A 23,067-nucleotide genomic window follows, 5' to 3' on the forward strand; every position below is an offset into this window, starting at 1 on the left:
TCTCTTCTTTCAATATTTCAGTTATTTCATGTGGTATATGTGTGGCGTCGCTCCCCATCCACGCGCGCGAGGGTCTCTGCGTGAAATATTGAAAGAAGTCCGCCGCGCCGGATTTCCGTTCCAGGACGGAGGCTTGGGCGGGTACTTCCTTCAAATGAAGGATGGGGGCCGTTGAAGGAAGCATCGTCCCGGCCCTCACCGCAGCGCCCGGAAGCGCATGGCCTTCCGACCCCCGGTCTCCTGCTCCACCGTGACGATGTCACCGCTCTCGACCAGCGTGAGCAGGATGTCATCGCGGTCGCGCGCCCGGAGCCATTGCGAGGCGCGGGTCAGCTCGGACTTGGTGACGCCTGCCGACCCGGCCTTGCGGATGATCTCGCGCACCCGCTTCAGATGCGCCTCTGTCTCGGTGTCGGCGACGTGGCGCTCGACGGCGTCGATGGTGCGCCTGGCGAAATGGCGCACGAAATCGATCGCCCAGACAGCATCCTCGAGCCGGATGACGGGATGGACCGCATCCCGCCCCACGGCCAGGACGAGCGCGACCTTGGCCGCGTTTTCCGCGATCCGGGCGAGGATCGGCGTCTGAAATGTGCCGGCCGCGGCCCTGAGCTCGGCGGTGATCTCGTCGCGGAGCGCGTCGAAGCGAAGCTGCGCCTCGTCGTCCATCGGCACGGTCATCGGATCGACCGCGGTCTCTGGTCCGGATGTCCGGCCGGCGAGGTTGCCGCTGGCCTGGCCGCCGCCTTCGGCGAGCCGCTGCAGCCCCTCGATCAGCGGCCGGGGCGATCTCCGGAGCCCGGCGCTACGGTTCTCGTCCGGATAGTCCTCCTCACTCGGCAGGATGATGAGCCGAGCGAGCGAGCCGTCCACCACGTTGGCGCCCTGCAGCGCCCCCCAGAAATGCAGTGGCGTCGTCGTGCCGTAGACGCAGAGGCAGGGCTGCACGATGTCGCGCCGCTCGTTCGAGCCGTCCCGGTTGGCGTATTCCGCGCCGAGGAAGATGCCGCTGGCCGCAGTGTAGAGCTCGGTCATGTTGTCGAGGATCTCGGTGATGTGGCGCGGGCTGCGCTTGCGGTCGGCCGCTGCCGAGAGGAACATCCCGAACTCGTCGATCTGGAACAGGATCGCGGGCTGACGGTGGAGCGCGGTCAGGAGCCCCGCGCCGGAGGCGATCTTGTTGCCGCCCAGGTGGTGCGCCAGCCCCGCCGCGAAGAACAGCTCGTTGACGACCTCGCGGGCGTGGTTCTTGCCCGACCCGCTGTCCGCGATGCCGACGATGTAGAGGTTCGTGCGCAGGTCGGTCGTCGTGCGGTAGCGACGCCCCATCATCGCGCCGAGGGCGCAGAGGCTCGCGCCCACCGCGAGAAGCGGCTGCGGTCTGCGCGCCGTGTCGATCATGTAGCGCGCGAGATCGCCCACGAGCCCGCCTGGGATCGTCAGCGTGAAGGACGGCACAGGCGCGAGGATCGGCATCGGGGCTTCGGGCTGGGCGAGCCGCGCCAGGAGGCCCGCCGCGGGATGCGCGTCGGCCGCACAAGCCTTCTGACTGCCGTCGAGCAGCAGGTCGGGATCGGGACGCCAGCCCTTCTCCATGGCGAGGTGATAGATCGTGCCGGCGCCGATCCGCGCGGGCTTGAAGCTCGTCCATGCCTTCGCCGTCGCGGCCGGGTCGTTCTTGGCCGCCTGCGCCGACCAGTCGGCGAAGAGCGTCGCGCCCTCCTCGCCCAGCCCGCCCTTCAGCGCCATGCCGATGCGCATCCAGCTGTCGTAGTCGAGCTCGGCGTTCGGCAACCAGGCGAGCGCGCTCCGGATCGCGGCCAGCGTGCCGGCCTGTGCGTGGGCCGGCAGACACGGTTGCCCGGCCCCGATTGCGCCCTTCGCACCGAGGCTCTTCGGGCGCAGCTCGGTCGGGATCAGCGCCAGCGCCTCGTCGAGGAACGCTGCCGCCCTGTCGGCGTCGATTTCGGGCAGGCTCTCGATGTCGAGATCCGCGAGCCCCTCGTCCGGCCAGGCATAGGGCTGGCCGGTGTCGGGATGCTCGGCATAGGCCACGAACTGCTGTCCGTGGCACAGAACCTCGAGCGGCGCGCGCCGGATCCCGGCAAAGGGCTCTCGCGTGCGATAGACCAGCAGCCGCTTCGGTGCCTTGCCGATCCTGAGCGCGGGCGTGTCGCCCAGCCGCTCGCGGGCCAGTCGTTCGATGCGCAGCGCAAGCTCGCCATCCTCGGCGACGTCGATGTCGAGCGCGGCGACCGCGCCGCCGACGATCCCGACGCCGCAGCTAGGCCAGGTCGACCAGGTCGCGACCTCGAACTCGGTCGTGGCGCGGCTCGCATGCCGGTTCCACTGCGGGTAGTCGTGCCAGGCCGCGCGGGCGAACTGGCCTGGTTTCTTGGTGCCGGGCGCGATCGGCAGGATCGCGTAGCCGTTGGTCACGAGACGCGCGCCCACGCGCGCCATCCACGAGGTGTCCGCCATCAGAAGGGCACCTCCGGGATCATGCCGTCGAGCCGCGCGCGGTCCTTCGCCGCCAGATCGCGCAGGTGGTCGCAGTAGCCGGTGACAATTACCTCGACGAAGGTGTCCCACTCCTCCTCGGTGAGCAGGGCGAGATCGGTCCGGCCAAGGCTGTCGAGATAGGCGCCGCCGGCCTTGCCGCCCTCGACCATGGCCGCGGTTTCATTGGGGGTCGGATCGATCATGCCCGACCTCCGGTGGCAGATGTCCTGGCAAACCCGGCTGCAGAGGTCTCGGCGGCTCGTGTCGCGCCGCGGGTCGGAGACGCGGAAGCGCGCGTCGAACCAGCCCCAGCCACGGGGCTCTCGATGGCAGACGGCGCAGAGCCCGGCACGGCTGTAAGGCATGGGGCGAACCTGCAGGCGGTGATTTCGGTGAAGCGGCCCGCAGGGCGGACGGCGATATCGGTGGGACGGCGCAGCCGGTCCGCCAGCAGGAGCGCCTCGTCGACGGACTCGGGCACGTCCATCTCTGGCGCCCGTTCGCGCCACCAGCTCGCGGCCTTCCGGCGCGGATAGCCCTCGTGCTCTAAGCAGACCCATTCCGTGTGGAAGGCGAGCCCGCAGCGGTAGGTGACCTTCAACGAGACACGCCCGCCGCGCTTCTCGCGGCGGCTGTAGGTGACGTCGGTGACGCCGACCCATTGCGGCTTGCCGGTAGACAACACCTCCAGCGTCGAGGCGGTCGGCTCCAGCTTCACCTCGCGGCCGGGGAACTCGAAACCGCAGTCGGGGCATTCGAGCGCCGCGATGGCCACGATGGTCCCGCATTTCGGGCAGATCTTGGTGGGCGGCGGCCCGTCCCCCGGACCGCCCGGCCGTTTCGGCCGCACGAGATCGATGGGGCCGTGCCGGCGGACATTGCCCGCGAAATCGAGAACGAGGCAGTTCTCCTTGCCCTCGGCGAGCCGCGTGCCCCGACCGGCCATCTGGACATAGAGCCCGGCCGACTTGGTGGGCCGCAGCATGGCGATCAGGTCGACGGCCGGCGCGTTGAAGCCCGTCGTCAGCACCCCCATGGAGGCCAGCGCCCTGATCTCGCCGCGCTTGAAGGCGGCGATGATCGCGTCACGCTCGTCCTTCGGCGTCTTGCCGAAGATCGTCGCGCAGCTGACGCCGCGGCGGCGGAACTCCTCGGCGACATGGGTGGCGTGGCGGACGCCCGAGCAGAACGCGAGCCAGGACCGGCGCGTCTCGCCATGGGCGATCACCTCGGCCACGGCCGCGCGTGTGATGGCGTCCTGATCGACCGCGTCCTCGAGGTCGCGCGCGATGAACTCGCCGCCCCGCGATCCCACGCCCGTCACGTCGAGGCGGGTCTTCGTCTGTTTCGAGATGAGCGGGGAGAGATAGCCCTGATCGATCAGGTCGCGGACCGACACCTCGTAGGCGATGTCGGTGAAGAGCGCATTCTCGCCCTCGTGCAGCATGCCGCTGTCGAGCCGGAACGGCGTCGCGGTCAGACCGATCACCTTGAGCGCGGGGTTGATCGCCTGCAGATCGTTGAGGAAGCGGCGATACATGGTGTTCGACCGACCGGGGATCAGATGGGCCTCGTCGATCAGCACCAGATCGGCATGGCCGATGCGCGTCGCCTTGTCGTGGATGGACTGGATGCCGGCGAAGAGGATCCGGGCCCGCGCGTCGCGGCGGCCGAGCCCGGCCGAGTAGATGCCCGCAGGCGCCTCGCGCCAGAGCCCCAGCATCTCGGCATGGTTCTGCGCGATCAGTTCGCGGACATGGGTGACGACCAGCACGCGCTGGTCGGGCCAGGCCTTGAGAACGCCGTCGATGAAGGCGGCCATGACGAGGCTCTTGCCGCCGGCCGTGGGGATCACGACGAGCGGGTTGCCGCTCTCCTTCTCGAAATAGCCGTAGATCGAGGCGATCGCGGCCTGCTGGTAGGGGCGCAGGGTCAGCATGCGGCGGCCTCCTTTTTGCGGGCGTCGTTGGTCCAGGCCGAGCCGTCGCGCATGCGGTAGGAGACGAAGTCCTCGCCTGCGTCGCTCACCTCGCCGGGGACGAGATCGGGGATGAACAGGTGCCGGGGGCACGCGCGGCGCTGATCGGCAGGGTCGAGCAGCCGGTCGTGGCGCGCGCAGTGCCAGCCGCCTTCGATGGGCGTCGAATGCAGGCAGGAGCGACAGGTGACGGCCGCGGCGTCCTCGCCGTGGCAGAGCCCGTGGTGGTCGCAGAACCGGCACTCGAACCAGGCGGGATCAGCGCTGATCCGCTCGGGCGGGTGCTGGGCGAAGATGATCCGCCCCGCCTTCTCGAGCAGGCGCGTGGCCCTAGCGGGGTCGGCCGGGACGCGCTCGATGTGCAGCGCGTCCGTGTCCTTGCAGACCGCGACGTAGAGCGCTCGCGTGATGCCGGTCAGGTGCATGTAGATTTGCATCTGCGCGGCGTGCTGGGGCTTGGCGAGCACGACACCCTTGGCGACGAGCTCGGCGAAGCTCTTCGCGGAATGCGTCTTGAACTCGACGACGTGCCAGGTCTTCGGCGCCTCGAGCAGGCCGAGGGCGACGGCGTCGAGCGAGCCGCCGAAATGCCCGCCATGCGCCTCGACGCGGAACTGCCGCCCGGTCTCGGGATCGACCTCCAGCACCGTCGCGCCGGTGGCGCGCAGGTCGCGGACGAGCCGGGCCTCTTCCAGCTGGCCGGTCTCGAACAGCCGCAGGATGCGGCCCGTGTGCCGCGCGGGCGTCGCCCAGCGGAAGTCATACCAGAGCGCGCGGGCGCAGGACTTGCCGATCAGCGAGGCGCCGAGGTGGTCGCGAAAGCCGTCGCCCTGCCGCGCCTCGAAGGAGGCGTAGATCGCGGAGAGGGTCGGCGTCGGGGGGGTGGGGAGCTCGGCCATCAGCATGCCTCCTCCCGCTCGAGCCGCGCCCGCGCCTCAGCCAGCACCGCGGTCCAGGCGGCGCTGTCATGGCGTTCGCGCAGGACGGCGATGATCGTGTCCTTCAGGCGCTCGCGCCGGCGGCGGCCGCCCTGACGGGCGACGATCTCGGCGCGCTCGCGATTGAGGTGACGCAGCGCCGTGCGCGCACGGTGAAACCAGTCGGGGTCGATCGGCTTCGCCGTCCGCTGCCGCGTGAGATCCGCGGTCGCGATCTGCGTGCGGATCTTCGCGATGGCGTCCTCGATCTCGATCAGGCGCCGGGTGTCGTCAGGCAAGCCAGGGGCGTTCGCGGCCGCGCAGGCCGCGTCGGTGGTGTTGGTCATGGTCGGTCTCTCGGGTCTGGCGATGTCCGGGCCTCCGCAGGTCTCAGCCCGCGGCGGCCGAGGGCCTCAGCTCTTGCGGTTCCAGGGCGCGGTGGCCGGGCGGGCGGGCGCCGACTGCGCGGGCGCGCTGGTCGGCTGCGTGGCGGCGGACTTCGGCGGGGTCGCCTGCGCCGGGGCCTCCGGCACCATGTAGCGGATCGTGTTACGCTCGCCGTAGCCGTCCTTCGGGGGCTTCACCCCGACCTGGATCGTCATCGGGATCAGGTGCAGCTCCTCGCTGTCGTTCACCTGCAGCTTGCCCGTGGCGTGGCAGATCGCCGACAACGTGCGCTGTGCGATCTCGACCGTGGTCGGATTGGCGTTCACGAGGTTCAGCTGGTCGAAGACCTTGCGGCCCTGCTGCGGCCCCTCGAGGATGTCGAGCATCAGCCAGAGATACTTCCCCATCCCGTTCTTCGTGACGCGCATCTCGCTCTCGACGATCTGGGCGCGATACTTGCCCGCGGGCAGGATCTCGTAGGCGGTGGTGGGCTCGATGCCGGCGGCGTCAAAGGCGGTGTCGAAACGTGCCATCGTGCTGTCCTTTCAGTCGTAATCAGGCGGATTGGGGCATGGCGGCCAGGAACTCCGACCACTCGAGAGGGAGCGTTTCCGGCAGGCCGTAGCGGTTCTTTGCGAGGAAGGCGGGGCGCTCTTCGGTGTGCATGACGCGCGCACCGGACCCGAGCGCCCGGGTCACCTTCTTGTTGAAGCCCACGTCGGACTTGCTGACCGAGATCCGGTAGTTGGCGAAGAGCACCACGTCCGAGTGCTCCTGCAGCAGCGCGGAGGCGCGGGCCTGCAGCTTGATCACGTACCGGTCGTAGGGTTCGTGCTCGGGGCTGTCGAAGCGCTTGATGCCGGTGTGGGCGATCTGGATGACCGCCATGCCCTTCCGGTCGCGGAGCCCGTTCAGCTTGTCGATGTATTCGCGCCAGATGTTCAGCGCCTCGGCGTAGCCCTTGCCGAAGCCAGGGCTTTCGATCGACTGCCAGCCGTTGCGACGGCAGGCCTCGGCCCAGATCAGCGGCTCCAGCCAGTCCACGCTGTCGACCACCACCGTCGAATAGGGGTGGTCCTCGTCGAGCAAGGCGTCGAGCGCTTCGGCGACCTCGGCGTAGCTCGTCGCCAGCGGGAAATGCGGCACCTGCAGCTTGCCGAGACCGTCCTCGGTGAGGATGAACACGGGCGCGTCGGCAGACGCGGCGAACGTGGATTTGCCGATGCCGGCGACGCCATGGATCAGCACGCGCGGCGGGCGCAGCACCGTCGAGGTGCGCAGGGATGCGAGCGAGATGGCCATTAGCGCACCTCCTCGCCGAGCAGCAGCCGGAACTTCGGCTTGGCCGTCCGGACCGTGCGGGCGGGCTCAAACTCCTGGCGGATGTCCTTGGGCCAGGCGGTGTACTTCCGCTCGGAGACGCTGAGTGCGATGTCCACGTACTCGGTGGGATCGGCGCCATCCGCCCGGATTCGCTCGACCAGACCGGCGAGCATCGCCTGGTCCCAATCGACGCGCTTCGGCAGCTCCGCGACCACGGTGACCTGGCCGTCCTGCAACCGGACAGTGCCGGTGTCCTTGCCTTCCGCGCGGCGCGCCTCCTGCGCCTGGTCGCCATACTTGAGCGCGATAGCGCCATCGAGCCAGTCGCTGAGGTTCTTGGCAGCGCGCAGCCGCTCGTCAGCGTCCTGCTTCAGGAGCGCCAGCTGGTCGCCCGGCAGCGCGGCGATCTCGCCGACCGGCAGGGTGGGAAGGTTGTCGAGGGTGATGCGGTTGGGGATCGTCATGGCCGCCCCCTCACGCCAGCTTCACGGCGGGCTTGTCGGCCGTGCTCGAGCAGTGCCGGTTGGCCTCGTAGGCCTCGACATCCTCGAGCCGGTACACGACCCGGCCGCCGATCTTGATGAAGGCGGGGCCCTCACCGGTCCAACGCCAGCGCTCCAAAGTACGCGGGCTGATTTTCCATCGAGCCGCCAGCTCGACCTGGTTGAGATGCGTGACTGACATCGTCGTCTCCTTCGCGATTGGCCGAATGCCTGCGAACGAGACTGGGGTGTGCGAGGGGAGGAGATCGGGAGGGCGGAGGGAGGGGAGACGGGAGGAATGCAAATCGGGGGCCCCGAAAACGAAAAAGGCCGCCCCGAAGGACGGCCTGATCGTCGTGGGTTTGGTGGCGTCACACCTCGAGCCAGGCGCTGGAGCCGCTCTCCAGGATGACCTCCTGCCACGTAGGGTGACCGTCGATGACCTCCTGCCACGTAGGGTGACCGTCGAAGAGATTCTTCAATCGCTTCACGGAGGGGCCGCACTCGGCCTCCTCAAGGATGCGCGCGACGGGCAGCACCGGATCCCCGTCCAGCCAGGCATCGGCGAGCATGGCGACGGCGATCTTCTGCTTGCCACCGGTGAACTCGTGCCACCTGCCGTGCACGATCAGCACGCCGCCGTCGCCGGAGACCCAGACGGGCCCCTTGTGCGACGGTCCCTTCAGCAGACGTGCGCTCAGGATTTCCGGGGCGATGGCGAGCCCATCTTCATGATCGACCACATCCGCCAGCGCGACGAACTCGTGGCCCCGGACGAAGCGGAAGCGATGCCGATCCGGAGGGTCGAGAACGAGGACCACCCGAAGCCCATCGGCCGGGCGGCGCGCAACGAGCTGGCGGAACTCCTCGAACACGGCCGGTGTCGTCAGACCGCGAGCGACCCAGATCCCGACACGCGCCCTTCGCTTCGGCAGCCGCGCCGTCCCGAAATCCAGCACCACGCCGTCGAGGTACGGCACCGGGTCTTTTCCTAGCGAGCAATCGAGCCGGGCGACCACCCGCCGAGCTGTTGCCGCCATGCCCAGCGCATAGACCAGGCGGCGGACGCTCGCCTCTTCGTCGTGCCAGACCGCGTTGCCGAGATGACCATGTTGCCCCGTGATCGGGTGGGCGATGACGGACGTCGGAGTGTCGTCCAGATCGTCCTCGGCAACGACGGACATCGCGCTGCCGCGCTGCACGAGCAGTCCGGCATCCATCAGCGTCTTTCCGGCGCCGCGCATATGCGCCAGCGCCATGGCCGAGACCCGCGCATCGCGGGTCCCGGCGATGGATGAGAGCAGCCGGCAGGCGGCGAGATCAATCCTCGAAGAGCTGCAGGTCATCGACCAGGATCCCCCAGCGCCGCAAGTACTTCTCGCCGATCATCTGCTCGGTCGCGGTGCGATCCTTCAGGTCGCAGCCGTGGGGCCAGGTGATCGACAGCGTGAGTGTGCGCCGGCGGTCGCCCCCTGGGCGCTTGGCAAGCTTTACCGCCAGTTTGGCTCGCGTGATTACGAAACCGTCGCGCAAAGGCGTGCGCTCCTTGAACATCTCGTCCGCCATAGACCAGATGGTACCGTCCGCGCGGGCCATGTTCTCCAGTGTGACCCTTCGGCTGCTGTCGTCGATCGGCATGAGGCGCAGCTCGCGCACCTCGACACCTTCGATCCCGTCCTCCGGGTCGACCGGGAAGTCGTACGGCGTCAGCAGCACGGAAAGGTCGTAGCACCGAAGCGGCAGACGGTTCTCCTTGAACGCAATGCCGAGGAGGTGCGTGACCGTCGCCTTCACGATCTCGCCCCGCGTCGCCTTGTCGTTGGCGATCACTTCGATGCCGCCGGTCGCGGGCTCGTAGGTCACCGCGGCCTCGAAGACGGGACGATAGGCCTGCCGCACGAGAGACCCCTTGTCGTCGAAGCGCAGCAAATCGTCGGGCCGTCCCTCACGGTAGATCGTCGCCTGCACGAGGTCGCATTCGTCGCCCTCATGGGTCGTTCTCACCCGGTCGAAGATGTCGACATGGGCATGGGCGGCGCCCGAGAACTCCTTGATCGCGGAGATGAAGGCGTGACGGGCCGATGCATCGCGCTGCACAACGCAGCCCGCGTCGGTCATTTAGCCCGCCCACATCCGGCCGCGCCTGCGGTCCTAGGTGAAGCGAACTTCCTCGGCACGGCGGAACCGGTCCTGCGCATTCAGGAACATCCAGAGCGAGCGCGCATGCGGGTTCGCGAGGCCGTCGAGGAACGCGGGATCGTCCGCGACGCTGTAGATCGCGGCCTGCCCCGGCTCCTCGGACAGCGCATGGACGCGCTCGTCGTCGTTCGAGATGCGGTCACGCTGAACGCGGGACATCTTCTCGATGGCGCCGAGAAGCGGCCTCGACAGCTCGGCCTCCGGCACGCTCCAGTCGAACTCGGTCGGCAGGCCGATTTCCGGCCGGTCGAAGTATTCGCGCAGCGCCTCGCCGGGCGTCTTGCGAAGGAAGGCGGACAGTGCAGTCACCGTGATCTCCTTTCTGGTGATTCCATGTATCGGCTGATCTACTAATCAGCGTATTTAGTGCCAGAGGGGAGTCAATCGAAAAAATACGCACTTCCGCGGATTCGCGATCAGTGGCCGAAGAGCGAGGGCTGCCCGTGCGTCGAAGTGATCAGGCTCAGCTTCAACAGCCGGATGCGCGCGGCCTCTTCGGAGACCGCGAACTGCTCCATGACCACTTGGATCAGATGCGCGGCATGCTCCGTCGAAACGTGGATATCGCCATGCAGCTCACGCGGGCCGCAGTAGTCGGAAACGAGGCGACGGACAGGCGTGGCCGGCATCAGCGGTGCGCCGCTGATGTAACCGGCCTGCCATTCCATCCAGTCGGACTGCGGGGCGTCCAGGATGTTGTCGCGCTTGGAGATCTCCTTGTTGGCATTCATTCCGCGCTCGAGCAGGTCGCCGTTGGCGAACTTCCGCGCCCAGAGCGGCCCGTGGAACTTCACGTGCCCGAACTCATGGGTGAGCGTGGTGCGGAATCGGTTCTCGCGCCGTTCGTCAACCGCGATCCGTTCGGAGATTGAGACCTTGGGCCCCCGGTTTGGGAAGAACTCGGTGACCCCTTCCACATCGGCGCCGTACGCGGACAGGTCGGCGTACGGGTCGAGATCCGCGTCGTACATCGCGATCAGCACAGTCAGATCCTCGGTCGAGACCGGATACTCGACCTTCTTCTTGCGCTTCATCAGAAGATCGCGGATCAGCCGCTCGCATTCATTGTCGAGATCCCGCGCCGCGTAGAAGGGCCGCTCGGCAAAGCGGCCCGTGTTGTCACGGATCATCTTCACCATGCGAACCTCCTTACTCCTTCAACGTCTTCCTGAAATTGGCAAAGGCCTCGACGACCTTGTCCGGGGTGGACGCATCCGGCCGAAGATCATCCGGTAGCCGGCCAGCGAGTGCGTACAGGTAGTCCTCCGGGATGTTCAGGATGCCGGAGAACTGGCGGATCAGGTGCCCCGAGCTGGGGCTGCGTCGATCGTGCTCGATGTCGTTGAGATACTGCGGGGATATCGACCCGCCGCCCACTTCCTTCATCACGCGCGCTGCGAGTTCCTTCTGGCTGAGACCGAGTGCCTTGCGGGCCTTCGAAATCGCCTGGCCGAAGGTCACACCGTCGGCGGACATGGCCGGTTCATCGCTTGCTCTCCCTGTCAATCCGCTTGTTCGCGGATATGCGAACTGTTACGCCTTATCCCCAAGAGTATCAACAACGAAGCGGACTCGCGGCTAGCGGGCACTGTAGACGGAAGGGTGTGCTTTGGGTTGCAGGACCGCAGACTTCTTGATCAACAGACGCCGCCAAGAAGCGGGGGCGCCGCCCTTCATTGGCCTTATCCCGCTAGACGAAGCCGCGCGAGTGCGAGCCATTGAGCGCACGCGACAGTTTTTGGACGGCCGGCCGGACAGGCTGAAAGTGTTGTTCCGCCAGTTTCCAAGCCTCGCAGCATGGCTCGTCACTCACTCTCTTAGCGAAGGATATGGAGACACCGGCCATGCGGTGTACCCGCATATTGCTGATACTCTTAGCGTTCCGCTTGATAACCAGCAGCATCGCAAGGTGCTGTTCAGCTCATTCTGTGGCGTCTGCGACCGGTTCGGGTTGCCTACTCGAGGGTTCGATCGCGATGTCGACATCTACCTTCTTCATGCCGGAGTAAGCCAAGCGCAGCTTCCCCATTTGATCGACGCGTTTCTGAGACAGGAAGCAGCATTTGGTCCGCCGCCTGTCGAAACGACCGTGCTACTCAACCGCTGGGAAGACGATGCCCTGTATTTCCTTCCACCCGCGGTCATCGTGCCTCGCCGTGCGATCCTCTGGGACGAGACTGCCTGGCATGCCGCCCTGTTTGCACGGATACGCCAAGATCCAGAGGCCTTCGTCCCTGCGATCGAGTTCGAGAGGTGTTTCAAGGAAGTCTTTGACCAGAGGCTGAAGGAAACGCGGCCGACATCAAGTCGTGGAGGAAGCGAGGCACTTGCACCACGGCCCCGGCTCCATTGGCAGTCTGGGGGGCTTGTCTTGCGACTGCCTCGAAGCGAGGGACGTATTCGCCTGTGGCTCGATGGAGCGCAACGACCGCTGCGTTTGCGTGGAGGCGAAGACTGGACACTTCCGCAGCCCTGGCCGCGCGAGATACGTTGGGAAATTTCTGGCCAGAGCGGCCAGCTCGAACTCCTCGCGCACGGAGGATGTGCCGCGTTCGACAGGATCACCGGCCACTACCTGCGCGAGATCCCACGAGGGGCTGTAGAGATCGAACTGGACTCAACGGACATTGCGATCTTGGCACGTGCGCAGTTCTCCGTAGCAGGCGAACCCGCTCTTGAACCAGAAACCGAGAGTTATGTCGGCTTTGCGATGCTTGGGCCCCGCCCCGTGGCGCTCAACCTCGACGGCGTTCAAACAGGCCTCAGGGCCCGTCCACGAAGACGCCTTTCCCTGGCGGGCGCCGAAATCGCGAGCGGTCCACGGGGCGTGCTTCACGGGAGGTCTGCACGCCTTCGGATCGAAACTGGATTGGGACGATCCGAAACCCGTGCGGTACGGGTCGCGCTCGGCATGCAGTCGCGGCTTATCGAGGTACTGATCTCAGATGACGGTTTTGGCGATGTCGGGATGGAAGAGGTCCTAGCGGGCTTCGCAGAGGCTGAGGCAGCAGACCCGGTGCGTCTTCGGATGGAACTGATGGCACCTAGTGCTGATGGTGCCACTGTTCATGGCTCCGGGATCGGACTTTCCGCCTGGGTATGGCCCGGATTTCGGGAGTCTGACGGGATTGTGTTCCATAGCGACCGCCCGGTCCGTAACCTCGTACAGGACGAATGCCTCCATGTCGGCCGTGACGACCAAGGGCGTCTTTGTCTTGATCCCGGCGGCGGATACAGCGTTGCGCGAGCCGTATTCGAGATCGAAGGCGTTCATGTTCCATTCGATCTGCCTTGGCCCGATGTTTCCGTAACCAGGCGCCGTGCAGAAGGCAGCCTTGCCCCACTCCCGATTGGCACGCGGCTCTCGGTTGGTGAAGATGATCGCTTCGATACGATCAGCATCCGGTGCCCTGATCAGAAGGCGCAACTGGTCATCCGCGGAAGGCGGGAAGAGCGTCCGTTCCTTGGCGGGTTGACCCGTAGTTTAGCTGTTCGTGATCTTCTGACACCTGCGTCCGATGAACGTGTGCTACTGCGGCGTGGAAACGGTTCGGAAGTCCTGTTGTTCGAACTGGTCGCAGCACTTGCCCCCCAGGGGATAAACTTTCTTCCCGCTCGTAGCGCGATCCGGCTGCAGCTAAAATTCGGAGAGCCGGTGGACGCAGTGGCCGTCGAGGTTGAGGATGAAACCGGAGCAGTGGTTCTCGCCGAAGCTGCGCTGCGGCATCGACCGGTGGCCACCCGTCGGCCGGAATGGTTTCATGCCGAGGTGAGCGACAACGACGCGCACGGCCTCGAACTGACGCTTGACGCCGATTGGCTCGATGACGGCCCCCGCTTGGCCCGGCTCCTGATCCGCCCCGAAGGTCGCGATGGCTGGCGACCGCTGCGCAATTCGCGAGGCGACTGTTTCGCAATCGCTATTATCAACCCGGCGGCGAACGACTTCGTGCAGGACGGAGAGCTTCAGCGTCGGTTCGAAGCCCTCAGTCACTGGCTGTCGGATTGCTATGCAGCAGAGTGCTGGCCAACGCTGGATCGCACATTGGTGCCGCGCTGGCAGGAACTCGGTCATCGGCTGCGAGAACTTCACGGCGGCGACGGAGCGGTGATGCGAGCGGCCTGCTTGCCGCCTCCCGACCACGCGGCCCCCGGCTGGGTACCAATCCTTCACCCTTTGCAATTCGCTCCGGATCTATACGCTGCAGCGCCGCAGGCATTCGCCTCACTGGCGGCGTCCATTGATCCCGGCGTTGCCGAAATGGCAGCGCTCGCCACACTCGACACGGCGCGCCTTCGCGAGCTGTCTCATCTTCATCCCACGGTCTACCTCGCGTTCCGGAACCTGCAGGCGGCGCGCGACAAGGGAACGCGGTTGGAGGGGTTCGACCCAGCACGCTTATTCAGAAACCTGCCGCTGGTCGACGGCGATCCATCAGCGGGATGGTTCTGGCGTGGTACGCCATTGCTCGGGCCCGACCATTGGCGTGCAGCACATCTGCGCCTTGTCGAGCGGCTCGACGCCGCCGGTCTATTCGTCGAGGACACGGCCGAAGAAGGGCCGAACAGCCGGCGTCAGGCATCCTTGCAGCGCTTGATGCACGCAGCCTGGATCTTGGCGCCAGAGAAGCTTCGCCCACCTGCTCCGCATCGCAACCAGGAGTCGGAGGAGCCGGCTCAGGTCGATTTGTGGGGCTCGGCGCTCCTTTCCGGCTTTGCCCGGGCAAGCCGCCTGAATGAGGTGTCCGAGTACGTTGAAAGCCTTTCCACGCGGGCGGACATGTCGCCAAGGCAAGCCCTGACCAGCATCGCCTTTATGTTGCGCCTCGCTCCAGAGCTTTTCGCCTTCCATCTATTGCTCTGGCAAATCGCCAAGGAACGCCCATGACCGAACTCGACCCAATCCGTTTCAGGGACGACCTCGGCGCGACGCTGGCGCGCTACATCTCAACAGCCGCCGCTGTCTCTTCTGCACGGGCGCCGCGACTTTCACGCGCCGTCGCTGACGCATGCGCGCGCTCGGCATTGGTGCGCGGCCCGTTCGTCGAAAGTTTGCCAGACTTCGAGAAGGGCGGAAGCATCGAGGAACTCGTTGCTACCGGTGCATTGCACGGTGCTTGGTCAGCGCTTTCCGAAAGCGAAGAAGGGCGATCCCTGTGGCGCAGGCGGCTTCACCTGCACCAGTCTGCAGCCATCGGGCGCGACGAAAACTATCTCGTCGCCACAGGCACCGGCTCCGGCAAAACGGAGTCCTTTCTATTCCCCCTGATCGATGATCTTTTGCGTCAAGGGGAACTGGAGCGGCCCGGCGTTCGGACGATCCTTGTCTATCCGCTCAACGCCCTCGCAAACGACCAGATGCACCGTATCGCACGGCTCTTGTTTCGAAATCTCGGTGATCCCGGCATCACACTCGGGCGCTTCACCGGGCAGGTGCGCTCAGATGCGACAAGGTCGGACGAGGAAGTACGACTGACGGCCACGCCCACTTTTCAGGCCGATTTCCCCGACGCGCGCCATGCTCCCCGGAACTGGCTTCTAGCCAGGGGCGAAATGTTGGCGAACCCACCGCACATTCTCGTCACAAACTACGCCATGCTCGAGCACATCCTGCTCTTGCCGCGTAACCGCGCATTGCTGGCCGGGGCGGACGTCCGTTGGCTCGTGCTCGACGAAGTCCATACATATACCGGCGCCCAAGCAATCGAAGTCGCTTTCCTCCTGCGAAAGCTGAAAGCGCGTCTTGGCATACCCCAAGGGCAGATTCGGTGTGTGGGGACGTCCGCGAGCCTTGACCCAGCGAGGCGAGAAGAACTCGCGCGATTCGCGGAGGACCTGTTCGGGGAGCCCTTCCCGAGCGGTGACGGTTCGGTAATCACCGCCGAAAGACGACTCCATCCAGCATTGGTCGACGGTGCCGAACCAGAAGCTCTGTCCGCGTCCGCCTGGGTCGAAGCAGGACGGGTACTCTCGGAGTTGCGAGAGCAAGGATGCCTCGCGGCTGACAATGCCGACTATCTGACCGAGGACTGGAACGAGGCGATGCGGGAGGCCGACCTCGATGCGCTGGTCCTGAACCCTATACAACCATTCGGCGAAGGGCTCATTGCACGGCTCGCCGGCATTGCAGAGGTTCGTGCGGTGGCCAGTGCGCTCAAGGAGCGAGCTCTGCCCTTCGCCGATCTGGCAGCGCGAGTATTTCCATCGGAATCTGGAGAGACGGCGCAGACAGCTCTGACGGCTCTGATCTCGCTTGGTGTTCTGGCTCGCCCTTCTGTACCCGGCGCGTTTCCACTTCTTCCAGCACGTTTTCATCTCGCCGCCTCGGGCGTCGAGGGCGTGGCCCTGAGGCTGTCTGCGAGCGACGCCGAGAATTGGTCGGACTTCCGGCTTTCTCGCAATGGCATGCATATAGCTGAGGCCCCGGCCTATCCCCTTCTCGTTTGCCGCAACTGCGGCGAACCCTATGTCGAGGGATGGGATGATGGAACTATGCTCCATCCGCGCCCCGAAATCAGTCCTGGATCAAGGCGCCGGGTTCTAAGGTTGATCAGAGCGGGAGAGGCCGCGACAGAAGTTGACTCTGACGAACAAGACGAGGGATCCGAGGACGAACCCCCTTTCGAGTTCTTCGCCGACACTGGCGAGTTGGCCGACGGCCCCGAGGAAGGCGTCCTCTCCCTTGCCGAAGCGCCGATGCGAGACGATGCCGAGGAGCGTCGCAGCTATGTCCGAAAATGCCTCTCCTGCGGAGCCACCGGCGGACGCTTCGCCGAGCCAGTTACTCCGATCCATCCTGGCGACGATGCGCTCGCGTCGGTAACGGCCCAGGCGCTGCTCGAGGCTCTGCCGCCGCCGCAGGCGCGGTCATCCGAAGCACCGATGCAGGGTCGGAATCTTCTCGTCTTTGCCGACAACCGGCAGGACGCGGCGTTTTTCGCCCCATTCTTCGAGCGTACCGCTCGGGATCAGGCGCTTCGCGCGGCTATGGTCCAAGCGCTGCGCAGAGAGTCCAACGAAGCGCTGGACCTCATGGGGTTGCGGGATGGTGTTTGGACGTCGCTACGGCGATCCGGCTTCAAGCTCTATGACCGCCGCAATCCGGAACCGTTGAGCAGCAGCGCCGCGAAAGACCGCCTGATGGCCCTGATCGCGGCCGAGCTCTGCGGTGGCCCTCTCCGGCTATCGCTTGAATCGCTCGGCCTGATCACTGTCCATTACGAGGGCAGCGCAAGGATCGCGCAGCGACTGGCAGAACGGGTCCAGCCCGAGTATCGAGGTATGGTGCCGACTCTTGTCCGTTTTCTCCTCGATCTCATCCGGCAAACGAGAGCAATCAACACGTTAGAGAATATCGACCTCACGGACGAGTCGGTTTGGGGAGAAGGGCTGGCAAGCGCCGACATATCGTGGTCACTGACACGAACACACCAAAGTCGCCGACTGCGAACGCTGCTCTCAGAACCGGGACGTCCCAATCGACCGCTTTGGGTGCTCGTCGATCAGCTCGGAATTCCGGAAGATCAAGCAAGAGACCTTCTCTCTGCTTTCTGGGAGGAGGCGACGCGCCCTAGGCACCGCCTCTTGCTAGCCGGGGGGCATGGTCATGTCTTGAACTTGGCCGCCATGAGATTCGCAGCGACCGCGGAAGGAGAACTGCGCCGCTGCGAAAGCTGCGGCGCGTCCAGCCAGATCGATCTTGGCGGCGCCTGCACGGCGTGGCGCTGCACTGGGCGCACCGTTCCCATATCTGCCGAGGAGCGGGCAGAGATGCGTCGGCGCAACCACTACCTTGTTCGTTATGAAGGACAGCCACTCAGCGGGATCGCGCGGGAGCACACTGCGGCAATTTCGACCACGGAGCGCTCCGAGATCGAAGAGCGATTCCGGCAGGGCGAAGTAAATCTGCTCAGTTGCACAACGACGATGGAAATGGGCGTCGATCTGGGTGAGCTGGAAGCGGTTTTCTGCCGGAATGTTCCACCCGGCATCGCGAATTATCAACAGCGCGCGGGCCGCGCTGGTCGCCGCGCGCAGGCCGCTCCCGTTGCGTTGATGATGGCGAGGTCCGGCAGGTACGATCAGGCACAGTTCAACGATCTGCGCGGCTACCTCGAGGCATTGCCGCCAGCTCCCTACCTGACGTTGGACAACCCCAGTTTTTTCCGGCGGCATCAAGTCTCATGCCTTCTTGCAGGCTGGCTGGATCGTCGCCTTGCAGGCCATGAGCGTACGGGCGCCCCGCGTCTGCGCGATGTGCTAGGCGAACGCTTGGACGTGTCGGCGGAGGCCGCTCTGTTGGCCGACCTTGCGACATGGTTCGCCTCGGACGCAGGAGTCGCCGCACGCGCAGTCGCCGAAGGAATGGCATCCACACTCCCGGCAAGGCTCGATCATGTGGGCCTCGCCGCGGGGGAACTGACTGAACACGCGCGCGCAGAGATCACCCGCTGGATCAGGGCTACGTCCGCTCGCTGGCGTGAGTTGAATGAAGCCTACGAAACGGCACGGGCCGCGCTCGATGATCCGGAGGCAAATGAGCAGGCGCGCAGCCGCGCTGCCGGTCGAATGAACGGCCGCTTGGGCGACATGCGTCGATATCTTGATCGTTTCCTCGTCGAGGCTCTGTCGCGTGCAGCTGTGATCCCAACCTACAGCTTCCCCGTGCATTCAATTCATCTCGAAATAGTCACTGAGCGCGGCGCTCGCACTGCCTCAGATGACCGAGCGCTGCAGCTCGATCGAGACGCAGCAATGGCGATCGCTGAATATGCGCCGGGCGCCGAAGTCGTGGCCGGCGGCCGAATATGGACGTCCGCTGGCATTGCACGGAGAGCCACAGTTGGCACCGGCGACGCCTGGATGGAACGTGGATTCCATCGCGTTTGTCCAACGTGCCAGCACGCAGAAACACATCACGACCGGGATGACTTCGGGGAGAACTGCCCTCAATGCGGCGCCCGGGCCAGTGGCCCGCGCCGTGCCTTCGTGGAACCAGTCGGGTTCCTGACATCATATACCGACCGTCAGGGCAGAGATCCCGGCGCGACTCGCTTGCGGGTTCGACCCGTCGACGAGGCTCGCCTCCTTACGCGAGCCCGCCCTGAGAACTTTCAGGTTTCGGACCTCGCACGCGTCACTCATTTCTTCGCGCCGGCTATTGCTCCGGAGGGAAGTCAGCCTGGACGCATGCTCGTCCTAAACCGCGGACCGCTGGGTGCGGGCTATCTTTGGTGTCCGGCCTGCGAGCATGCGCGGCCGGCACCCCAGGAGGCTCTTGGAGGGGCCGAGATCCGGGCAGTGCATGAGAACCCCCGTACCGGCGACCGGTGTCGGGTCGAGTCCCTTCGTTGGCCAGTGGACCTGGCGCACGTTTTCGAGACGGATCTACGCGGCATCCGCATCGATCAACCGGTCCCCAACTTTTCCGATCGCCCGACCGACACCGAACGGCGGGCAGCTCGTGATGGCTTTCTGAGAACGTTGGCAGAGGCATTGAGGCTCGCAGCAGCCGACATCCTTGAAACCGATCCGAGAGACCTGCGTGCGACCGTCGAGCTGCTCGGTGCCGCCCCGCTGGTGATCCTCTCGGACTCGGTCCCAGGCGGTGCCGGCTATTGCCGCCGACTGCTCGACGATTCTCGCTTCTCGGCACGCGTGCTGCTCGGTCGAGCAATCGCGGTCCTGGATTGCCCCCGAGGTTCAGCGTGCGAGACGAGCTGTTCGCGGTGCCTGAATGATTATTCCAACCAGGTTCATTGGGATCAGTTTGATCGACATCCGGTGCTGAATTGGCTGCGCGGCCTGCTTGCGGAGTCGACACGGCGCCCCTCTCATGCTCCCGAGGCGGCAGTCCCGGTAGCGCAGACCGCGGCGGCTACGCTGCGGGTGCGTCTGGAAGGAGCCGGGCTTGTAGCCGTCTCTTCGCCAACCCTATGGGGCGCCGAAGATCGATCCGAAGCGATCACAAGCGCCCGGGCACTGAGAAACTGGCTCGATGAAGCAGCGAACCGTCATGCGCTCTTCCTCCTTCCTCCGGGAGCAGTCGAAGCGGGCACACCAACAGGCCTTGATCGCGAGATTGCCTATGCTTTGGCACAGTACGAGCGATCCGGTCAGATTCGCTTCGGCACGCTGGATAGGTCCGCCTTGTTGCATTCGCCTCGCCTGTCCGTTCTGAAGGGGCGCGGTTCTGAGGCTTCCGTGGATGCCTTCTACGCAGAGCAGGAAGCGGCGGCTGCTCTTGACGGCCCCCTCATGGGGGTGAGCCATCTGTATTCATGTTCAGCAGGCGAGAGCTGGCTCGCCTCTGTTCAAGACAGCGTCCGAACGCTGCCGGGGCCGTTGGCTGGTCTCACCGAGCGCTTGCGCGTCTTCCGCTTCCGGCCGGGAACAGCCCGTGCACTCACGCCGCTTTTCCAAGGTGTGGCGGGACGCCGTGTAGCGCTCGAAATCGAGGATCCCTGGTGCGGCGTTCGCCCGCACAACCGTCGTCGTCTCGCAAGCTTCGTCGCTGCGGTCGGCGCAGCGGGCGTCGGCATAGAGCGGCTCGCGGTCGTGTGGAATCCCGATCATGGAGAGCCGGACACGCCGCAAGCCCAGTCGAACGCGGTGCGCGCTGAGCTGCGATCTTCCGGAGTCTCGGTTACGCCCGAACTCCATCACCGCTCCGGACGCGACCGTCATTTCCATGATCGCGTCGTAACCATCCAGACCGTCGACGACGGGGCCAGAGTCAACTTGAGATGGGACGTGACCGCGGGGATCGACAATCTCATGTCCCACTCGAAGGAGTGCAGTGTTTTCATCGAGGAACGCTGAGCTCAGCAGCTCAGCGGCTCATCCGGAAGCACGAAGGACTTCGGCCCCTCTTGCTTCCACAGTGCTTCCACGGGTGGCTCAAACGCAAACGCCGCCCCGGAGGGTGGCGTGTAAGTATCTGATATTGTTATGTTTGTTTGGTTGCGGGGGTAGGATTTGAACCTACGACCTTCAGGTTATGAGCCTGACGAGCTACCGGGCTGCTCCACCCCGCGATGGTTGCGCATTTGGGCGCGTGTTTGGCCGTTTCATCCGTGGCGGCGTCGGGGTTGCGCCCGGTTTGGCCGCGCCCGGTTTGGCCCCAATGGGTTTAGGATTGGGGGTTTATGAGATCGTATTGAGAGCAATCGAAGCCTGGTGCTATGGGCTGTTCTTGTCAGGTTTGGCGGTGACCTACTCTCCCACGACTTAAGTCGCAGTACCATTGGCGCGGTGGCGCTTAACGGCCGAGTTCGGGATGGGATCGGGTGTTTCGCTCACGCTGTGACCACCAAACCAGGAAAGAACAGCAACACGAGATTTGTCTTTATGTTCATCGCATTTCCGAACCGCAAAACCGGTTCCCAGTTTTGCTGGAAATGCTTTTGCTTATCGCATTTCCAAAGTGCAATGCGCCATGTCTAAGTATACCGATAACGCGTTTCACGTTATGTAGTTAGGTGCGAATGACTTTCATTGTATTCAGGTCTGCGCAGAATTCTGAAGTAGAATTCATCGTTTACTGGATCAAATCAAGCCTATCGAGCGATTAGTACCGGTCAACTGAATGCATTGCTGCACTTACATCTCCGGCCTATCGACGAGGTGGTCTTCCTCGGCTCTCAGGGAGATCTTGTTTTGGAGGGGGCTTCCCGCTTAGATGCCTTCAGCGGTTATCCTGTCCGTTCATAGCTACCCAGCACTACCCTTGGCAGGATAACTGGTCCACCAGTGGAACGTTCACCCCGGTCCTCTCGTACTAGGGGCAACTCTCCTCAAATCTCCTACACCCACGGCAGATAGGGACCGAACTGTCTCACGACGTTCTAAACCCAGCTCACGTACCTCTTTAAATGGCGAACAGCCATACCCTTGGGACCTGCTCCAGCCCCAGGATGAGATGAGCCGACATCGAGGTGCCAAACACTGCCGTCGATATGGACTCTTGGGCAGTATCAGCCTGTTATCCCCGGCGTACCTTTTATCCGTTGAGCGATGGCCCACCCACGTGGGACCACCGGATCACTATGGCCGTCTTTCGACTCTGCTCGACTTGTCAGTCTTGCAGTCAGGCGGGCTTCTGCCATTGCACTCTACGGTTGATTTCCGACCAACCTGAGCCCACCATCGCGCGCCTCCGTTACTCTTTAGGAGGCGACCGCCCCAGTCAAACTACCCGCCACACAGGGTCCCGGATCCGGATAACGGACCGCGGTTAGACATCAGATAAGCGAAGGGTGGTATCTCAAGGGTGGCTCCACAGAAACTGGCGTTCCTGCTTCAAAGCCTACCACCTATCCTGCACATCTCTGACCTGATGCCAGTGTGAAGCTGTAGTAAAGGTGCACGGGGTCTTTCCGTCTGACCGCGGGAACCCCGCATCTTCACGGGGAATTCAATTTCGCTGAGTCTGCGTTGGAGACAGCGGGGAAATCGTTACGCCATTCGTGCAGGTCGGAACTTACCCGACAAGGAATTTCGCTACCTTAGGACCGTTATAGTTACGGCCGCCGTTTACTGGGGCTTCAATTCAAAGCTTGCACCTCTCCTTTTAACCTTCCAGCACCGGGCAGGCGTCGGACCCTATACGTCGTGTTGCCACTTCGCAGAGCCCTGTGTTTTTAGTAAACAGTCGCTACCCCCTAGTCTGTGCCCCCCGCCTCTGGTTGCCCAAAGACGGGGCCTCCTTCTCCCGAAGTTACGGAGGCATTTTGCCGAGTTCCTTCAACGCAGTTCTCTCAAGCGCCTTGGTATGCTCTACCAGTCCACCTGTGTCGGTTTAGGGTACGATCTTACGGAGGGCTATTTCCAGGAACCGTCCGGCAGCCACCCCAATCCGTTAAGGGATAACTACGCTTTCGATCCGTCACCATCTCCTGGCCCAGGAATATTAACCTGGTTCCCATCGACTACGCCTTTCGGCCTCGCCTTAGGGGTCGGCTTACCCTGCTCAGATTAGCTTTAAGCAGGAACCCTTGGACTTTCGGCGACAGGGTCTCTCACCCTGTTTATCGCTACTCATGTCAACATTCTCACTTCTGTACGCTCCAGATTAGGTCACCCACATCCTTCACCGCATACAGAACGCTCCGCTACCACATGCACATGCGTGCATATCCTCAGCTTCGGCTCATGGCTTGAGCCCCGTTACATCTTCGCCGCAAGACAACTTGTCTAGACCAGTGAGCTATTACGCTTTCTTTAAATGATGGCTGCTTCTAAGCCAACATCCTGGTTGTTTTGGTCGTCTCACATGCTT

General features: G+C 64.4%; 16 protein-coding genes, 1 tRNA gene and 2 rRNA genes (1 of these 19 running past the window's edge). 2 read left to right on the forward strand and 17 right to left on the reverse strand.

What is annotated here, in order from left to right:
- Window positions 1-195: 195 nt before the first annotated feature.
- From LGT41_RS15800 to LGT41_RS15865, 14 genes are all read right to left on the reverse strand, one after another.
- The gene (locus LGT41_RS15800) at window positions 196-2,481 is read right to left on the reverse strand and encodes a PriCT-2 domain-containing protein (protein ID WP_274127919.1); all 2,286 of its coding nucleotides are present in this window, start codon (window positions 2,479-2,481) and stop codon (window positions 196-198) included.
- Window positions 2,481-2,705 (reverse strand): DUF6511 domain-containing protein, encoded by a 225-nt coding sequence (locus LGT41_RS15805; RefSeq protein ID WP_274127920.1) that lies wholly within the window; start codon window positions 2,703-2,705, stop codon window positions 2,481-2,483. Before LGT41_RS15805 ends, LGT41_RS15800 begins: the two co-directional genes overlap by 1 nt.
- Window positions 2,702-4,441: a DEAD/DEAH box helicase gene (locus LGT41_RS15810; protein WP_274127921.1), complete on the reverse strand. Its 1,740-nt coding sequence runs from the start codon at window positions 4,439-4,441 to the stop codon at window positions 2,702-2,704. The genes LGT41_RS15805 and LGT41_RS15810 overlap by 4 nt, the downstream gene beginning before the upstream one ends.
- Window positions 4,435-5,385, reverse strand: coding sequence for a PD-(D/E)XK nuclease family protein (locus LGT41_RS15815; protein WP_274127923.1), 951 nt, complete (start codon window positions 5,383-5,385; stop codon window positions 4,435-4,437). The genes LGT41_RS15810 and LGT41_RS15815 overlap by 7 nt, the downstream gene beginning before the upstream one ends.
- Window positions 5,379-5,744: a hypothetical protein gene (locus tag LGT41_RS15820; RefSeq protein WP_101341887.1), complete on the reverse strand. Its 366-nt coding sequence runs from the start codon at window positions 5,742-5,744 to the stop codon at window positions 5,379-5,381. Before LGT41_RS15820 ends, LGT41_RS15815 begins: the two co-directional genes overlap by 7 nt.
- A gap of 66 nt (window positions 5,745-5,810) precedes the next feature.
- Entirely contained in the window at window positions 5,811-6,317 is a 507-nt protein-coding gene (locus tag LGT41_RS15825) for a DUF669 domain-containing protein (RefSeq protein WP_274127924.1), read from the reverse strand.
- Between the two features lie 22 nt (window positions 6,318-6,339).
- The gene (locus tag LGT41_RS15830; RefSeq protein ID WP_274127926.1) at window positions 6,340-7,086 is read right to left on the reverse strand and encodes an ATP-binding protein; all 747 of its coding nucleotides are present in this window, start codon (window positions 7,084-7,086) and stop codon (window positions 6,340-6,342) included.
- Window positions 7,086-7,571 (reverse strand): hypothetical protein, encoded by a 486-nt coding sequence (locus LGT41_RS15835; protein WP_201240172.1) that lies wholly within the window; start codon window positions 7,569-7,571, stop codon window positions 7,086-7,088. The genes LGT41_RS15830 and LGT41_RS15835 overlap by 1 nt, the downstream gene beginning before the upstream one ends.
- 10 nt (window positions 7,572-7,581) lie before the next feature.
- Window positions 7,582-7,791 carry a helix-turn-helix transcriptional regulator gene (locus LGT41_RS15840; RefSeq protein ID WP_021096360.1) on the reverse strand — a complete coding sequence of 70 codons (210 nt, stop codon included), beginning with the start codon at window positions 7,789-7,791 and terminating at the stop codon, window positions 7,582-7,584.
- Between the two features lie 169 nt (window positions 7,792-7,960).
- Window positions 7,961-8,935, reverse strand: a complete 975-nt coding sequence (locus LGT41_RS15845) for a hypothetical protein (RefSeq protein ID WP_274127927.1) — start codon at window positions 8,933-8,935, stop codon at window positions 7,961-7,963.
- The gene (locus tag LGT41_RS15850) at window positions 8,910-9,707 is read right to left on the reverse strand and encodes a hypothetical protein (RefSeq protein WP_274127928.1); all 798 of its coding nucleotides are present in this window, start codon (window positions 9,705-9,707) and stop codon (window positions 8,910-8,912) included. The genes LGT41_RS15845 and LGT41_RS15850 overlap by 26 nt, the downstream gene beginning before the upstream one ends.
- Window positions 9,708-9,740: 33 nt before the next feature.
- A complete protein-coding gene (locus tag LGT41_RS15855) occupies window positions 9,741-10,097 on the reverse strand; it encodes a hypothetical protein (RefSeq protein WP_274127929.1) in 357 nt (118 codons plus the stop codon).
- Window positions 10,098-10,204: 107 nt separating this feature from the next.
- A complete protein-coding gene (locus tag LGT41_RS15860) occupies window positions 10,205-10,927 on the reverse strand; it encodes an ImmA/IrrE family metallo-endopeptidase (RefSeq protein WP_274127930.1) in 723 nt (240 codons plus the stop codon).
- A 10-nt stretch (window positions 10,928-10,937) separates the two neighbouring features.
- Window positions 10,938-11,264, reverse strand: coding sequence for a helix-turn-helix domain-containing protein (locus LGT41_RS15865; RefSeq protein WP_274127931.1), 327 nt, complete (start codon window positions 11,262-11,264; stop codon window positions 10,938-10,940).
- Between the two features lie 157 nt (window positions 11,265-11,421).
- Between LGT41_RS15865 and LGT41_RS15870 the strand changes: the two genes are divergently transcribed.
- Window positions 11,422-14,676: a hypothetical protein gene (locus tag LGT41_RS15870; protein ID WP_274127932.1), complete on the forward strand. Its 3,255-nt coding sequence runs from the start codon at window positions 11,422-11,424 to the stop codon at window positions 14,674-14,676.
- Window positions 14,673-20,609 (forward strand): DEAD/DEAH box helicase, encoded by a 5,937-nt coding sequence (locus tag LGT41_RS15875; protein ID WP_274127933.1) that lies wholly within the window; start codon window positions 14,673-14,675, stop codon window positions 20,607-20,609. Before LGT41_RS15870 ends, LGT41_RS15875 begins: the two co-directional genes overlap by 4 nt.
- A gap of 138 nt (window positions 20,610-20,747) precedes the next feature.
- Here LGT41_RS15875 and LGT41_RS15880 read toward each other — a convergent pair.
- The 3 genes from LGT41_RS15880 to LGT41_RS15890 all read right to left on the reverse strand — a co-directional run.
- A tRNA-Met gene (locus LGT41_RS15880) sits at window positions 20,748-20,824 on the reverse strand.
- A gap of 165 nt (window positions 20,825-20,989) precedes the next feature.
- Window positions 20,990-21,104 (reverse strand): 5S ribosomal RNA (gene rrf, locus LGT41_RS15885).
- A gap of 232 nt (window positions 21,105-21,336) precedes the next feature.
- A 23S ribosomal RNA gene (locus LGT41_RS15890) occupies window positions 21,337-23,067 on the reverse strand (it continues 1,118 nt past the right edge of the window).

It is taken from the genome of Abyssibius alkaniclasticus, from assembly GCF_020447305.1.
GTDB lineage: Bacteria > Pseudomonadota > Alphaproteobacteria > Rhodobacterales > Rhodobacteraceae > Abyssibius > Abyssibius alkaniclasticus.

What these genes read in the sequence shown, in the direction of transcription:
- LGT41_RS15800 (WP_274127919.1), bottom strand. Translation starts at nt 2,481, where the DNA reads ATGGCGGACACCTCGTGGATGGCGCGCGTGGGCGCGCGTCTCGTGACC.
- LGT41_RS15805 (WP_274127920.1), bottom strand. Translation starts at nt 2,705, where the DNA reads ATGATCGATCCGACCCCCAATGAAACCGCGGCCATGGTCGAGGGCGGC.
- LGT41_RS15810 (WP_274127921.1), bottom strand. Translation starts at nt 4,441, where the DNA reads ATGCTGACCCTGCGCCCCTACCAGCAGGCCGCGATCGCCTCGATCTAC.
- LGT41_RS15815 (WP_274127923.1), bottom strand. Translation starts at nt 5,385, where the DNA reads ATGCTGATGGCCGAGCTCCCCACCCCCCCGACGCCGACCCTCTCCGCG.
- LGT41_RS15820 (WP_101341887.1), bottom strand. Translation starts at nt 5,744, where the DNA reads ATGACCAACACCACCGACGCGGCCTGCGCGGCCGCGAACGCCCCTGGC.
- LGT41_RS15825 (WP_274127924.1), bottom strand. Translation starts at nt 6,317, where the DNA reads ATGGCACGTTTCGACACCGCCTTTGACGCCGCCGGCATCGAGCCCACC.
- LGT41_RS15830 (WP_274127926.1), bottom strand. Translation starts at nt 7,086, where the DNA reads ATGGCCATCTCGCTCGCATCCCTGCGCACCTCGACGGTGCTGCGCCCG.
- LGT41_RS15835 (WP_201240172.1), bottom strand. Translation starts at nt 7,571, where the DNA reads ATGACGATCCCCAACCGCATCACCCTCGACAACCTTCCCACCCTGCCG.
- LGT41_RS15840 (WP_021096360.1), bottom strand. Translation starts at nt 7,791, where the DNA reads ATGTCAGTCACGCATCTCAACCAGGTCGAGCTGGCGGCTCGATGGAAA.
- LGT41_RS15845 (WP_274127927.1), bottom strand. Translation starts at nt 8,935, where the DNA reads ATGACCTGCAGCTCTTCGAGGATTGATCTCGCCGCCTGCCGGCTGCTC.
- LGT41_RS15850 (WP_274127928.1), bottom strand. Translation starts at nt 9,707, where the DNA reads ATGACCGACGCGGGCTGCGTTGTGCAGCGCGATGCATCGGCCCGTCAC.
- LGT41_RS15860 (WP_274127930.1), bottom strand. Translation starts at nt 10,927, where the DNA reads ATGGTGAAGATGATCCGTGACAACACGGGCCGCTTTGCCGAGCGGCCC.
- LGT41_RS15865 (WP_274127931.1), bottom strand. Translation starts at nt 11,264, where the DNA reads ATGTCCGCCGACGGTGTGACCTTCGGCCAGGCGATTTCGAAGGCCCGC.
- LGT41_RS15875 (WP_274127933.1), top strand. Translation starts at nt 14,673, where the DNA reads ATGACCGAACTCGACCCAATCCGTTTCAGGGACGACCTCGGCGCGACG.